The organism is Micromonospora noduli, assembly GCF_003264475.1.
GTDB classification, from domain to species: domain Bacteria; phylum Actinomycetota; class Actinomycetes; order Mycobacteriales; family Micromonosporaceae; genus Micromonospora; species Micromonospora noduli.
The window spans coordinates 239,051-253,858 of sequence record NZ_PYAC01000008.1; the positions used below are offsets into that span (position 1 = coordinate 239,051).

9 protein-coding genes are annotated in these 14,808 nt (G+C 71.5%); 7 read left to right on the top strand and 2 right to left on the bottom strand.

Annotated elements, in window-relative coordinates; translation table 11 throughout:
- The first annotated feature begins 17 nt into the window (after positions 1-17).
- The 6 genes from MED15_RS11535 (at position 18) to MED15_RS11560 (ending at position 8,036) form a co-directional block, all read left to right on the top strand.
- Positions 18-1,313 (top strand): ABC transporter substrate-binding protein, encoded by a 1,296-nt coding sequence (locus MED15_RS11535; RefSeq protein ID WP_112581753.1) that lies wholly within the window; start codon positions 18-20, stop codon positions 1,311-1,313.
- Between the two features lies 1 nt (position 1,314).
- Entirely contained in the window at positions 1,315-2,235 is a 921-nt protein-coding gene (locus MED15_RS11540) for a carbohydrate ABC transporter permease (protein WP_112581752.1), read from the top strand.
- Positions 2,232-3,053, top strand: a complete 822-nt coding sequence (locus MED15_RS11545; RefSeq protein WP_112581751.1) for a carbohydrate ABC transporter permease — start codon at positions 2,232-2,234, stop codon at positions 3,051-3,053. Before MED15_RS11540 ends, MED15_RS11545 begins: the two co-directional genes overlap by 4 nt.
- Positions 3,050-5,137: an alpha-galactosidase gene (locus MED15_RS11550; RefSeq protein WP_112735570.1), complete on the top strand. Its 2,088-nt coding sequence runs from the start codon at positions 3,050-3,052 to the stop codon at positions 5,135-5,137. The genes MED15_RS11545 and MED15_RS11550 overlap by 4 nt, the downstream gene beginning before the upstream one ends.
- A 46-nt stretch (positions 5,138-5,183) precedes the next feature.
- Positions 5,184-7,397, top strand: coding sequence for a DUF8189 domain-containing protein (locus MED15_RS11555; RefSeq protein ID WP_112735572.1), 2,214 nt, complete (start codon positions 5,184-5,186; stop codon positions 7,395-7,397).
- 213 nt (positions 7,398-7,610) lie between these two features.
- Positions 7,611-8,036, top strand: coding sequence for a hypothetical protein (locus tag MED15_RS11560; RefSeq protein WP_112581748.1), 426 nt, complete (start codon positions 7,611-7,613; stop codon positions 8,034-8,036).
- 113 nt (positions 8,037-8,149) lie between these two features.
- Here MED15_RS11560 and MED15_RS11565 read toward each other — a convergent pair whose 3' ends face one another.
- Together MED15_RS11565 and MED15_RS11570 are read right to left on the bottom strand one after the other, a co-directional pair.
- Positions 8,150-10,654 (bottom strand): ATP-binding protein, encoded by a 2,505-nt coding sequence (locus MED15_RS11565; protein ID WP_112725927.1) that lies wholly within the window; start codon positions 10,652-10,654, stop codon positions 8,150-8,152.
- 97 nt (positions 10,655-10,751) lie between these two features.
- A complete protein-coding gene (locus MED15_RS11570) occupies positions 10,752-13,829 on the bottom strand; it encodes a S8 family serine peptidase (RefSeq protein ID WP_208646614.1) in 3,078 nt (1,025 codons plus the stop codon).
- A 192-nt stretch (positions 13,830-14,021) separates the two neighbouring features.
- Between MED15_RS11570 and MED15_RS11575 the strand changes: the two genes are divergently transcribed.
- A complete protein-coding gene (locus MED15_RS11575; RefSeq protein ID WP_244220436.1) occupies positions 14,022-14,798 on the top strand; it encodes a protein kinase family protein in 777 nt (258 codons plus the stop codon).
- The last annotated feature ends 10 nt before the right edge of the window (positions 14,799-14,808 follow it).

Genomic DNA, 14,808 nt, shown 5'->3' on the forward strand with positions numbered 1-14,808 from the left:
AAGGAAGGGATACCTCCGTGAGCGACTTCGACCCCGGTCGCCGGCGATTCCTTGGCCACCTTGGGCTCGCCGGCCTGGGCGCGCTCGGCGCCAGCTCGTTCCTCAGCGCGTGCGCCAGCTCCGCAAGCGGGCCGACCACGAGCAACGGCTCGGGCGCGGTCACCATCCAGTCCAACCTCTCCTCGCCGCAGGCCAAGGCGGCGATGGAGAAGCTGATCGAGACCTTCAACGCGCAGGGCAAGGGCACGGCGAGCCTCAACACGATCGCCTCGGAGACCTTCCGGACCCAGCTGCCGACCTACCTGACCTCGGCCAACCCGCCGGACCTCTACACCTGGTACGCGGGCTCGGTCGCCAACGACTACGCCAGCAAGAACCTGCTGCTGGACGTCTCCGAGGTGTGGAAGTCACTGGACGACTACCCCCAGTCGCTGCGCACCCTCTCCACCGACGCCAGCGGCAAGCAGATCTTCGTGCCGATGAACAACTACTGGTGGGGCTTCTTCTACCGCAAGTCCAACTTCGCCAAGTGGGGCGTGCAGGAGCCGAAGACCTGGACCGAGTTCCTGGCGCTCTGCGAGACGCTGAAGAGCAAGGGCATCCCGCCGATCGGCATCGGCCTCGGTGACACCCCGTGGGTGGCCTCGGCCTGGTTCGACTACCTGAACATCCGGATCAACGGCGCGCCGTTCCACCGCGAGCTGCTCGCCGGCAAGCAGCGCTTCGACGACCCGAAGGTCAAGGCGGTCTTCACCCGCTGGCGCGAGGCCCTGCCCTACTTCGACCCGAAGGGCAAGGCGTACCCGTTCCAGGAGGCGACCACCGCGCTGCTGGCCGGCAAGACCGGCATGTTCCTGATCGGCACCTTCTTCGCCGACGCCGCACCCAAGGACGCGCTCGGCGACCTGGACTTCTTCCGGTTCCCGATCATCGACCCGGCGGTGCCGCTGGCCGAGGAGGCGCCCACCGACGGCTTCTTCGCGAGCGCGAAGACCGCCAACCCGACCGGCACCAAGGCCCTGCTCAGCTACCTGGCCGGGGTCGAGGCCCAGGAGGCGTACGTCAAGGCCAGCTCCGGCATCGTGCTGCCGGCCAACCCCAGGGCCAAGGCGTCGGACTCGCCGCTGGTCGTCAAGGGCAAGGCGATGTTGAACGAGGCCAAGGAGCTGACCCAGTTCTTCAACCGCGACTCCAGCGACGCGCTCCAGCCGACCGCGGACACCGCGCTGACCAAGTTCATCGACAAGCCGGACCAGATCGACGCGATCCTGCGGGAGTGGCAGGCCGGCGCCGAGAAGGTCTTCAAGGGCTGACGTGACAGCAACGATCTCCACGACTTCGGTCACCCCCACCCGGCGGCGGCGACGGTCGGCTCGACTGTCGCCGCTGCTGGTGGCGTTCGTCCTCGTGCCGTTCGCGGTCGAGAGCGTCTGGGTCTTCTGGCCGGCGATCCAGGGCTTCTGGTTCTCTCTCACCCGCTGGGACGGGATGACACCGCCGACCTTCGTCGGCGCCGACAACTACGTCGAGTTGGCCGGCGACGCCACCTTCCGGGGTGCGCTGGTCAACACGGTGATCTGGCTGGTGCTCTTCGGCGGCCTCTCCGTGCTGGGTGGCTTCGGCATGGCGCTCGTCCTGCAGAAGGAGCGGCGCTGGGTCGGCTTCTACCGGGCCGCGTTGTTCACCCCTGTGGTGTTCTCGCTGGTGGTGACCGCGCTGGTCTGGCGGGTCTTCTACCAGCCCGACGGCATCGCCGACACGCTGCTGCGGGCGGTCGGCCTGGAACAGCTGATCCGGCCCTGGCTCGCCGACCCGCAGACCGCCCTGTACGCGGTGATCCTGCCCGCGCTGTGGCGGCAGATCGGGTACGTGATGGTGCTGTTCCTGGCCGGTTTGAAGGCGATTGATCCGGCGCTGCACGAGGCGGCCCGGATGGACGGCGCCAACGCCTGGCAGCGGCTACGGCACGTCACGATTCCCCAGCTCAAGGGGGTCAACGCAGTGGTGCTGTCGGTCATCGTGATCGACTCGCTGCGCTCGTTCGACATTGTCTGGTCGCTGACCAAGGGCGGGCCGTACCACTCGTCCGAGCTGCTCAGCACCTACATGTACTCGACAGCGTTCCAGAGCCTGCGGCTGGGCTACGCCTCGGCGATCGCTGTCGTGATCTTCGTGCTCGCGCTGGCCGTCATCCTCGGCTACCTGGTCCGCGCGTTCCGGGAGGAAGCGTCATGAACAAGCTCCGTACCGGGGCCTTCCACACCGGCATGATCCTGCTCTCGCTGCTCTGGCTGGGCCCGGTGCTCTGGGTGGTGGTGATGTCCACCCGGTCGTTCGACGACATCGCCGCGCACGGCGTGGGCAGCCTGCCCCGGTCGTTCACGCTGGACACCTACCGGCAGGCGTGGACCGACGGCGGCGAGCTGCGGGCGCTGATAAACAGCATGCTGGTCACCGTCCCGTCGGTGGCGCTGAGCCTGGGGTTGGCCGCGATGGCCGCGTTCGCGCTGAGTCGCTTCCGGATCCCCGGACGGCGCACGATCCTGCTGCTGATGCTCGCCGGCAACCTGCTCCCACCGCAGATCCTGCTCATCCCGGTGGCCAAGTTCAGCGAGCTGACCGGCCTGTACGACACGCTCTGGGCGTTGATCGCGGTGCAGGTCGGCTTCGGGCTCGGCTTCTACACGTTCGTCCTGCACGGCTTCATGCGGGACCTGCCGGGCGAGATCCAGGAGGCGGCCACCATCGACGGTGCCGGCACGGCGCAGATCTTCACCCGGGTGATGCTGCCGCTGACCCGACCCGCGCTGGCCGCTCTCGGGGCGCTCTCCTTCACCTGGATCTTCAACGATCTGCTCTGGGCGATCACCGTGCTGCGTACCGATGACAACATGCCGGTCACCCCGGCGCTGCTCGCCCTCCAGGGCCAGTTCGTCTCGTCCTGGAACGTCATCGCCGCCGGTACGGTCATCGCGGCCGTGCCCACCGTCGCGGTGTTCCTTCGCTTCCAGCGGCACTTCGTCTCCGGCCTGGCGCTCGGAGCGGTCAAGTGACCGCCGAGGCCGGGCAGCGCTGGACGCTGCGGGGCACGCACACCGAGTACACAGTGACGGTGCCCGCGCACTGTCGCTGGCTGGAACTTGTCGCGTGGGGGCCGCACGGCGTCTCCGACGGGCCCTCGCCGGTCGCCTACGACGGCCCGGTCCCGTTCCTCACCGCCGGCGACGCGGCCCCCATCGAGTACGCCACCGACGCCGACCGCCCGTTCACCGGCGCCGACCTGGTGATCGAGACCTCGAACGGGCAGCGCCGGGTGGGCTTCGTGCACACCGACGCGCGCATTGACGCCGACCAGCGGGAGCTGGCCGTGGACTTCGCCGACCCGGTCACCGGGCTGCGCGCCACAGTGCACTACCGGGTGCCCGCCGGCACCGATGTGGTGCAGCGCTGGGTCGAACTGGCCAACGACGGCGCCGACGCGCTGCGGGTCGTCCGGGCCGGATCGGGCGGGTTCTGCGTACCGACGCCGCACGGCGCGCTGCTCAGCCACCAGTGGGGTCAGTGGGAGCAGGAGTTCCAGCTCTCCCACGTCGAGCTGGGCCACGGCACGTTCAGCATCGGCAGTTCCCAGGGCGTACCCGGGCATCTGCACGTGCCGTGGCTGGCCGTGCGCGACACCGCCGAGCCGGCCGGTCCGGCCTGGGGGATGGCGCTGGCCTGGACCGGCTCGTGGGAGATCAGCGCCGAGCGGGACACCGGCGGCCTGACCCGGGTCCGGGTCGGCCGTCAACTGGTTGACGGCCCGCTGGAGATGGCCGCGGGCGAGCGGTTGACACTGCCGGTGGCCACCGGCGCGTACAGCCCGGACGGCCTGGACGGGCTGGCCCGGGTCTGGCACACCCACCAGCGGTTGCTGGCCGCCGACCGGCTCAGCCCTCGCCCGGTGCTCTACAACTCCTGGGAGGCGACCTACTTCGCCGTCGAGGCGCAGAGCCAGCTCGCGCTCGCCCGGATCGCCGCCGAGCTGGGCGTGGAGACGTTCGTCGTGGACGACGGCTGGTTCGTGGGCCGCGACGACGACACCGCCGGCCTGGGCGACTGGACGCCCGACCCGGCGAAGTTCCCGGCCGGGTTCGACACCTTCATCGCCGACGTCCGCGCCCTCGGGCTGAACTTCGGGCTCTGGGTCGAGCCGGAGTGCGTCAACCCGAAGTCCTCCCTGTACGCCGAGCACCCGGACTGGGTCTACTCCGTCGACGGCCGACCGCTCACCCCGGTCCGCAACCAGTACCTGCTCGACCTGGGCCGGCCGGAGGTCGCCGAGTTCGTCCACTCCACAGTCGACGGCCTGCTGCGCCGGTACGACATCGACTACCTGAAGTGGGACTTCAACCGGCCGCGTACCGAGCCGGGTCGGTCCGGCGGGGTGAGCCCGCTCGACCTGGACGGCGCGCACGTCGCGAACCTGCACCGGATCTACGAGCGGCTGCGCCGGGACCATCCCGGTGTGCTGATCGAGGCGTGCGCCGGCGGGGGCGCGCGGACCGACCTGGCGATGGCCGCCCGGGCCGACGTCTTCTGGCCCAGCGACAACACGGGCCCGCTGGACCGGCTGGCCATCCAGTACGGCTTCCTGCACGCCAACGCCCCGCACCTGCTCAGCTCCTGGGTCACCGACGCGCCCGGCCTGTTCGACAGTCGCCCCCGATCGCTGGCGTTCCGGTTCGTCCTGGCGATGGCCGGTGTGCTCGGCATCGGCGCGGACATCCGGGCGTGGACCCCCGCCGAGCGGGCCGAGGCGGCCGGCTGGATCGCCCGCTACAAGGAGATCCGGGACGTCGTCACGCGTGGTGACGTGCACCTGATCGGTGGCCCCGACCAGGCCCGCTGTGCGGTGCAGTACACCGCGCCGGACGAGAACCAGGTGGTCGTCCTGGCCTGGCACACCGGCCGGCTCGACGGCGCCGGGCTGCTTCCGTCCCGCCCGGTCCGGTTGCCTCTGCGCGGCCTCGACCCGGCGGCCCGTTACTCGCACGGCGATCGGCACTACTCCGGCAGCCACCTCGCCACCGTCGGCCTGCCCGTGCAGTGGAGCGCGACCCACGACGCCGACCTCATCGTGCTGACCCGCGACTGAGATCGGAGCACCACCACCCCCACCCCCGAGGGACAGGAGTACCTCCATGCGCCTGAACCGACAGCTGACCGCTGCGCTGGCCGTGCTCGGCCTGGGCCTGGCCAGCCCGATGCCGGCGATGGCCGGCCCACCCCACGCCGACCCACCACAGGCCGGCCACGGGCCCGGCCACCCCGGTCACGCCCCGGCGGCCACCGGCACCGAGGACCAGGGCGCGCCGACCTTCTTCAACAGCGGGCTCGCCCCGACGCCCTACCAGGGCTGGAACACCTACTTCGGTCTCGGTGGCGATCCCACCGAGGCCGAAGTACGGTCGGTCACCGACTACATGGTCAACAGTGGCCTGCGGGATGCCGGCTACACCTACGTCTGGATCGACGGCAACTGGGCGGCGCCCACCCCGCGTAACGAGGCCGGTCAGCTCGTCGCCGACCCGGCCCGCTTCCCCGGTGGAATGGCCGCGCTGGCCGCGTACATCCACAGCAAGGGGATGAAGGCCGGCATCTACACCGACGCCGGCCCGTACCTGCCGGGGCAGTGTGGGCTCGGCAGCAACGGCCACTACCGGGCGGACATCGCCCAGTTCGCCGGCTGGGGCTTCGACGCGCTGAAGGCCGACTGGCTCTGCGGCCGCGCCGCCGGCCTCGACCCCGAGACCACCTTCCGTGAGCTGGCCGAGGCGGTACGCCAGTCGCCGCGGCCGATGCTGCTCAACATCTGCAACCCGGTCAGCTCGGACTGGGGTGGCGGCCCGTACACCCCGGAGCAGCTCTCCACCTGGAGCTACACGTACGCGCCCACCGTCGCCGACTCCTGGCGGACCTACACCGACGTGGGGCTCACCGACCCGTCCCCGCAGTGGGCGTACCCGTGGGTGCTGCGCAACATGGACGTCAACGCGTACCACCCGGCGGCCACCGGGCCGGGGCACTACAACGACCCGGACTACCTGCTGCCGATGCGTCCACTGCCCGACGGCGGGTACGAGTTGAGCCTGGACGAGTCCAAGACGCAGCTCGGCATGTGGGCCATCATGGCCGCGCCGCTGGTGATCGGCTCCGACCCGCGTGGCCTGCCGAAGGAGATGATCTCGGCGCTGACGAACCCGGAGATCATTGCGGTGGACCAGGACCCGCTGGTCCGGCAGGGCGTCAAGGTCGCCGACACCGGCACCGACGCACAGGTGTGGAGCAAGGTGCTCGCCGGCTCCGGAAAGCGGGCGGTCGCGCTGCTCAACCGGCACGACACCGCCCAGCAGATCACCGTGAACTTCGCCGACGTCGCCCTCGGCGGGTCGGTTCGGGTCCGTGACCTGTGGTCCCGTTCCAACGTGGACGCCCAACCGGGCACCCCGGGCGTACAGCCGTTCACCGGCTCGTACACCGTCGAGGTGCCGGCGCACGGGGTGGCCATGCTCGGCCTGACCGGCACCGACCAGGTCGCCGGCGCCGACCTCGGTGGCACCGCCAGCGCAAGCCCGGCGCTGGTCCGGGTGGACGACACGCACGCCACCGCCTTCGTCCGCGACGCTTCCGGTGCGCTGGCCGTCAACACCCGCACCGGTACGACCTGGGAAAGCCGGTGGGCCTCCCTCGGCGGCCCGGTCGGCGGCCGGATCCTCGGTCAGCCGGCGGCGTACGGCTCCGCCGACGGGCGGCTCGACGTCTTCGTCCGCGGCACCGACAACGCGGCCTGGCAGCGCAGTTACGTCGCCGGCAACTGGGGGCCGTGGCGCAGCCTCGGTGGCACGCTGACCGACGCGCCCACTGTGGCCTGGACCAACCCGACGCAGTGGACCCTCGTCGCCCGCGGTGCCGACGGCAAGCTCTGGTCGCGTACGCCGAACGCCGGCTGGACCGGCGTTGGGGCTCCCGAGAGCCGGCCGTTCTACGGTCGGCCGAGCGCGGTCGTCGACGACGCCGGCGTGCTGCACGTGGCGGTCCGCAGCCGCACCGACGAGGTCTGGTGGAGCAGCCGGGCCGGCACCACCTGGTCGGCCTGGACCAACCTGGGCGGCACCACCAGCGGCAGCCCGACCCTGCTCGCCACCTCCGGCCGGGTCTACCTGTTCGCGCTGGCCGCCGACAACCGGCTCTGGCAGCGCAACCTGGCCGACGGCGCCTGGGGCGGCTGGTTCCGGCGCGGTGAGTTCGCCACCGACGCGTTCCGGGGTGCGCCCGGGGCCGCCGCCGGTGCCAACGGCAGCGCCTGGCTGGCGGTACGCGGCGTCGACGACCGGGTGCACCAGGTCACCCTCTGATCCACTGTGGCGGGCCGCCGGCCAGGTTGCGGCGGCGGCCCGCCACCTCGGTTTCCCTGCCCCGCCGCCGGGAGGGCTGGCGGGCCCGCGACCGAAAGGTCGAGGTCAGCGCGCCCGGGCGTTGACTGAGTCAGTGACGGGGGTCGATGATGTGACTCGGTCGTCCTCCGTCCATTCCGGGCGGGTGGGCCACCCGGAGACGGAGCCCGTCCGATGCCACGCACCCGCCGCTTGACCGCGATGACCCTGGCCCTCGTGTTGCCGATGCTCGTGCTCGTTGGCGCCGCTCCGGCGGCCGCCGCCACCCCCACCCTCCAGATCAGCTCGGTGACCCTGGTGGCCAAGGGCGCCGGTGTGCGCCTGGACTACGTGGTGACCTGTGACGAGGGCGCCTCCGGCGAGGTGCGTGCCAGAATCACCCAGGCGGTCGGCAACCGCATCGCCTACGCGTCCGAACCGCAGTACCCTGCCTGGACCTGTACCGGTCAGGCACAGCCGTTGTCGGCGTTCTTCCCGGCCGATGTCGCCGGCGTTCCGTTCCGCACCGGCGAGGCGCTGCTGCTGGCGTCGATCTCCGCCTGTCCGGGGGCGAACTGCGAATTCGCCCAGGCCGAACAGGTGGTGCGGATCGTCCGCTGACACCGGGCGGGCCGCTGTTGCGCCGCACCCGGCGCGGCGACCGAGCCGGTAATGCCGCAGACCTCTGGAGACGGACCGGGCGGTCCCCCACCCGCACCATCCGTCTGGCCGGTTCAGGCCGGGACGAGGTCGCGGCATTGGCGCAGGGCGGCCCGGGCGAGGGGCGTGTCACGGCCGGCGATCCCGGCTTCCAGTTCGGCGACGGCCGCCGCGGCCCGCGCCGGTTCACCTTGCGCGGCTGCGGCCTCGGCCAGCACCAGCACCGCGTCGGCGGCCCACGCCAGGATGCCCTTTCCGCGTACCACAGACAGCGCCTCCGCCGCGTGTCGGACCGCCTCGTCCGGTCGCCCGGCCACCGTCAGTCGGGCCAGCGCCGAGAGTGCCTGCACCAGCGGCCAGATCGCGCCCACCCGCCGGGCGTCGGCGACCACCTCGCGCAGCGCCCGCTTGGCCGACTCCACCTCGTTGCGGCCTCTGTTGCCGCCGCCAAGCACGGCGCATCCCTCGGTGCGGCTGACGGGGCTGGCGTATTCCCTGCCAGCTCGTTCGGCGGCGGCCGTGAGCGCCAGCACGGTCGCCAGTTCGGCCCGCGCGTCCAGGAGGGTGACCGGCATCCGCTCGCTGCTGGCGATCAACCGGCGGAGCCGCTCGGCGAGCCCGTCCAGTCGGCCGGCGGCCCGGTCCAGCGACAGTTCGGTCGCCTCCACCAGGGACGTCAGCCGCTCGTACCCGGTCTCGTCGACCAGCGCCCGACCGGCCGCCAGCAACGCTTCGGCCTGCTCCGGGTGACCGGCGTGCAGCGCGCCCTGCGCCCAGTTCAGGCAGGCCCGCGCGTGCTCGCGGGGCCGGTCGGCCAACTCGGCGGAAGCGCGCAGCTCGGAGATGATCGCCCAGGCCGCCGGGTCGCCCAGCTCCAGCAGCAGGGAGGCTCGGGCGATGCGGACCGCGAGGTGCGCCGCCGGATCCCCGCTGGCCGCGGCGGCGGTCTCCGCCTCCGCGCAGCGGGCCAGGTGGTCGTCGACGTGCCGGCCGACGACGGTGTCGGGGGCCGCCAGCACCGCGAGCGCCGGGGCCTTGCGGCGCGGCGCACGCAGGTACGGCACGGCACGCTCGATCTCGGTGTACCCACGCAGCGCCTCGCCCTGCTGGCGCAGCATCCGCCCGAGCACCAGGCCCAGCTCACCTCGGGCGCCCGGCGGCAATCGTCGGTCGGCGAGCAGCCGTTCCAGCACCGGGATCGCCTCGGCCTGGCTGAGTCCGTCGATGGCCGACCGGCCCAGCTTGGCGGCGAGCCGAACCCGTACCGGCCGGGGCAGCTCGGCGACGTCCATCGTCTGGAGCAGGAAGCTGGCGGCGGTCGCGTCGTCGCCGCGCTCGGTGGCCAGGTCGGCGGCCGCCTCGGCGTTGCGCACGAAGTCGGCCCCGCTGCCGGCCCGACGGTAGTGGTGCGCCAGTTGGGCCACCGGTCTCGGCAGCTCCTGCTCCAACACCCGCGCCACCCGCAGGTGCAGCCACTCCCGGCTCTCCCGGGGCACCAGGTCGTACACCACCTGGCGGGCCAGGTCGTGGCGGAACCGCAGGCCGTCCCCGGCGTCGTGCAGCAGGCCCGCCCGGTGTGCGGCGGTCAACGCCGCGCCGATCGCCACCCGGTCCAGGCTGAGCACCGGGGCGAGGATGCGCTGATCGGGTGTCATCCCCAGTACGGCCGCCGCGCCGAGCACCTCCCGGGTGGCCTCGTCGAGCGGGCGCAGCCGCCAGAGCAGCACGTCACGCAGGACGAACGGGACGCTGTCGTCGGCCATTGGGTCGCCGCCCCGCTCGGCGAGCGTCCGCAGCACCTCCTCGACCACGAACGGGATGCCGGCGGTGCGGTCGAGCAGGGTGGCGGTCAGTTGCTGCGGCGGATCATCGAGGCGCAGGGTGCGGGCCGCCAGCCGGCGTACGTCGTCGGCGTCCAGCGGGCCGAGCGCAACGCGCGTGACGCTCCACGGGGGAGTCCGCGCCAGGGCGTCGTGGATCGGCGTACTGCTCCCCGGCGTCGCCGTACGCGCGGTCAGCACCACGGCCAGCCCCTCCACCGGGTGGGTGCTCAGGTAGGCGAGGAGTTCGCAGGTCGCCGGGTCCGCCCAGTGCAGATCCTCCAGCAGCAGCGTGGCCGGGCTCAGCGCGGCGAGCACCGCCGCGACGGCGCGGAGCAGGCGATGTCGCTCGGCCGCCGGGTCGGTCAACGGGGGCGGCGCGTCCGGCAGTACGTCAGCCAGTTCGGGCAGCAGTGGCGCGAGGGCGCCGGCCACCGGGTTGAGCGGACCGAGTCGGTCGGCGGCGCCCCGGATCGCGTCCAGCAGCACGCCGAGTGGGAAGGGCTCGGGCACGTCGTCGCACTCGCCGATGAGGTGCCGCCCGGGGAGTTCGGCGAGCAGTTCGGCGACGAGTCGGCTCTTGCCGATCCCGGGCTCACCCTCCAGCAGGATCAGGCAGGGCGGGGTTGCGACGAGCCGGCGTAACTGGGCCAGCTCCGCCGCCCGGCCGACGAACTCGACGGGCCCGCGCAGACGTTCGGGGCGGACGGGAGTTGGGCTCCCACCGCCCCGTGTCTTGTCCTCGCCGCCGTCGATCACCGTGAGCCGAGCAGATCACCTCTGCTCGGCGCGACGGTGGGCCGGCGGACCGGCGGTGACCTGGGTCACATGCCGGCCTGCCGGCCCGTTGGCACGGTCAGGACTGGACGGTGACCGGCACGGTCTTCAGCGAGCCGTCACCGTTGCGGAACTCCAGCACCCCGAGGTAGCGCTGACCCGGCGCGAGACCGAACCAGCGCACTGTCAGGTTCGCCGTCGCGCCCGGCCGCACGCTGCGCTGCTTCGGGTCGATGGTGAACCGGCCGGTGGAGGTACCCGGCGCGCCCGGCAGGTAATTGGTCACGGTGTACGCGTTCGCGCCGTCAGTGATGTTCTCGGTGAACTCCTGCTCGACGACCACGATGTAGTCCCCGGCACCCTCCGGCAGGGTCACCTTGGCGCCGTCCCGGCCGCTGGCCGTGGCGGTGACGAACTTCCCGTACTTGTCATAGACGTTGAGGCTGAACTCGGTGCACTCCATCACCCCCTCCTCGTCGTCCCAGTCGATGTGGGAGCAGGTGGGCCGCTCCGACGTCACCTGGACGAGCGGGCTGCGGGTCCCGGCCGGCACGTGCAGTGTGGTCCTGCTGATCGACGCCGGCAGCGGCACCGGCAGGTTGTTCGACGTGCTCCAGTCCCAGCTCGGCCCGTCGCCCTTGAGGGTGACCACGTTGCTGGTGCCCGAGGTGAGGCCGGAGAGCTGGGAGATCAGCTGACCCTGGTAGCCGACCTCGGCGGCGATCCGGACGCTGCCGAAGGTGCCCTTGCCGGTGATGGCGTCGGGGGCGACCAACCCGGAGTTGCGCACGACCAGCGGGCTGCGTACCGCGTGCTTGAACTGGTCGCGCCAGGTCAGCGAGCCGTCGGCCCAGGTGTCGAACGCGCCACCGGTGTTGGTGACCTCAACTGTGAAGCGGGCGCTCTTGCCCGGACGGATCTGCAGCTTCTTCGGGGTGACAGTGACCTGGTAGCCCGGCGGGGCCTGCACAGACGAGGAGTAGGTGCTGGTCTTGTCGCTGACGTTGGTGACCGTACGGGTCACGCTCTGCTTGCCCACCATCCGGCCCAGCGAAATGGACGGGTAGTTGAGCTGTGCCGTGTCGATCGCGCCGATGGTGTCGCAGCCGTCCAGGTCGCCGAGCCCGTAGTCGCCGCCACGGTCGGCGGAAACCCCGCACAGGTACTGGATCCAGTCCTGCTGGTTGGAGTCGTAGACCAGGCCCGGGTCGAAGGCGCTGCCCGGCTCGACCTGGCCGGCGCCGTAGTTCAGCGGAGTCGCGTCGTACGTGCCGATCTTGATCGGGTTGCCCTTGTCGGTCTTGTCCACCGCGCTGGTCATCAGCGCCGAGCGGACCGCCGCCGGCGACCAGCCGGGGTGCTTGGCCAGCAGCAGGGCGGCGATGCCGGCGATGTGCGGTGCCGCCATCGAGGTGCCCGACTCCAGTGCGAAGTCGTTGCCGCCGATGGACGGGGAGAACGCGGCGACGATGTCCTGACCGGGCGCGCTGATGTCCGGCTTGAGCAGCTCACCGGCATTCAGGTTCGACGGGCCCGCCGAGGAGAAGGCGGCGACCGCGGGCGCCTCGACCGTCTCCAGCTTGCTCGGCGAGATGGTCGCCGTGGCGTTGCCCTTGGCGACGTACGCGGTGACCGTGGCCAGGTCGACCTCGTTGATGTGCACGGTCGGCACGGCCTGCACGTCGGCGTTCAGGGAGTTCAGCTCGTCGTTGTACAGCACCATGCCGACGCCGCCGGCCCGTGCCACCTCGATGCTCTTGTCGGTACGCGGGATCTCGCCCCGAAGGCAGAGCACGATCGCGCCCTTGACCTTGGCCGGATCCAACGTGTCGTCGGCGCAGAGGCCGGCACCGTAGGCGCCGTCCGGGTTGATCGCGCTGTCCTTCGCGAAGACCAGTCGGGCCGGCCCGACACCGGTGTCGCCCATGCCCACACCGGCGATGGTGGTGCCGTCGCCGAGGGTGAGCTTCCGGGTGTTCTGCCGGTCGGTCGTGCTCGCGGCCACCGTGGTCAGCCAGGGCGTCGAGTTGTCGACGGTGTTGGCGAACGGGCCGGAGTTGCCGGCGGCGGCGGCGACGAACACCCCGGCGGCGGCCGCGTTGAAGAACGTCGCGTCGACCGCCCCGAACCGCTCGGTGTCGTCACCGATCGAGTAGTTGATCACGTCGACGCCGTCCGCGACCGCGTCGTCGATGGCGTGCACGATGTCGATGTCGGTGCCGGTCGCGCCGCCCGCCCCGTTGTCGTACAGAGCCTTGTAGATCGCCAACCGCGCGGCCGGCGCCATGCCGGAGATCATGCCCAGGTCCTGGGTGCCCGACGTGGCCCGCACGCCGTGGATGCCGGCCGCGGTGCTGGCGGTGTGGGTGCCGTGGCCGTTGCGGTCGCGCGGCGAGGAGTAGTCGTCCGGGAAGGCCTCGGCGATGCCGCTGTCGTTGTACCAGCGCGCCCCGATCACCTTGTTGTTGCAGGTGACCGGCGCTTCGACGCCGACGTCGCAGGTGCCCTTCCACTTGGCGTCGATGACGGCCTGGTCGGGGCGCGGGCTGGGCAGCGGCGCGAAGCTCGCGCTCTCCGGCCAGTAGCCGCTGTCGATGACCCCGATGATCACGCCCTCGCCAGCGTGGGAGTCTCCACCGAACTCCTTGTTCCACACCCCGCCCTTGCCGGTCAGGCCCAGGTAGTCGGGGGTGTGTGAGGTGGCGGCGTGCACCTTCTGGCTCTCGTACACCGCTCGGACACCGTTGGTGGCGCGCAGCCGGGCGGCCTGCGGCCCGGTCAGGTCGGCGGCGAAGCCGTTGAACGCCGTCTCCATGGTCACGCGGGTGCGCTCGGCTGGCACACCGACGTGGTCCAGCACCGACTTGCGCTGCTGGCGCAGGTGATCCCGGTACGCGTTGGCGTTCCCGGACGTGCGGTTCAGCTTGGCCCCTTCGGCCGGCTTGGTCGCCGCGATCCCGGGAACCCCGCCGGTGTAGGTGGCCAGCGGTTCCTCGGCGAGTTGGACGAGGTAGCGGGCGGTTGGCCCACTGCCGGCCGGCGCGGCGGTGGCGCTGGCGGGCAGGCTGGTCAGGCCGGCCGCGGTCAGCGCCACGGCGGCCAGCATGCTGACCCCGTACCTGGCCCGTCCGGTCCGATGTGTGTTCGGTTGTGGCACGTCGTTGCCTCCACGTTCGGTGCCGGCCGCCACGACTGATGACGGTGGCCGAAACCTAGGATCGGTACCGATCATCGAGAAGCACCCGTAACCTGGCTGTCATCTTGGAAACAAGCTCGTAACACAACGGGTACTTTGCGCGTCATTTGAGAGCGCCGACCTGGGGGATCCATGGCATTTGGTCGGTTGCCCGTGCCGTCTGTCGAGTCGGCCTTTGTGGTCTTCGACGCCCAGGACTCCGGATGCCTGTCCTACGGGGTCGAGGAGGCGGGCCGCCGCTGGCTCGTCAAGACGGCCACCACGGTCGAGGGCCGAGCATCCCTCGACCGGGCCGTCGCGGTGCACGCCGCCGTTCGCCACCCGGCCATCGTCCGTCCCATCCGGACGATCCACGGCGCGGCGGGTCCGACGCTCGTCTACCCCTGGTACGACGGCAGCGTCCTGAACCACGCCACTGTGCATGGCGCGGACCGCAGCGGGCTGACCCGATTCCAACACCTGCCGGTCCCGCAGATCGAGGTGGCGCTCGACGCGATCCTCGACGCCCACCTCGCCGTCAGCGCTGTCGGCATGGTCGCGGTCGACCTCTACGACGGCTGCTTCCTGTACGACTTCGCCGCCAGCCGGATACGGCTGATCGACCTCGACGAGTACCGGCCCGGCCCGTTCGTACTTGCGGCGGATCGGCTGCCAGGTTCACGTCGCTACATGGCGCCGGAGGAGTTCGCCCGCGGCTCGGTCATCGACGAACGGACCACCGTGCACGCCCTCGGCCGTACCCTGCACCACCTGCTCGATTCGCCGGAGGGCTGGCGCGATCCTCAGGATTGCCGGCCAAATTCACCAAAGGCCTGGCGGGGCACCAACGAGCAGCGCGGGGTCGTGGAACGAGCAACGAGGCAGGCGCCGGCCGCCCGGTACCCCGACGTGCCAGCACTGGTCCGCGCCTGGCGACTGGCGACACCCTGAAGCGGGCAGT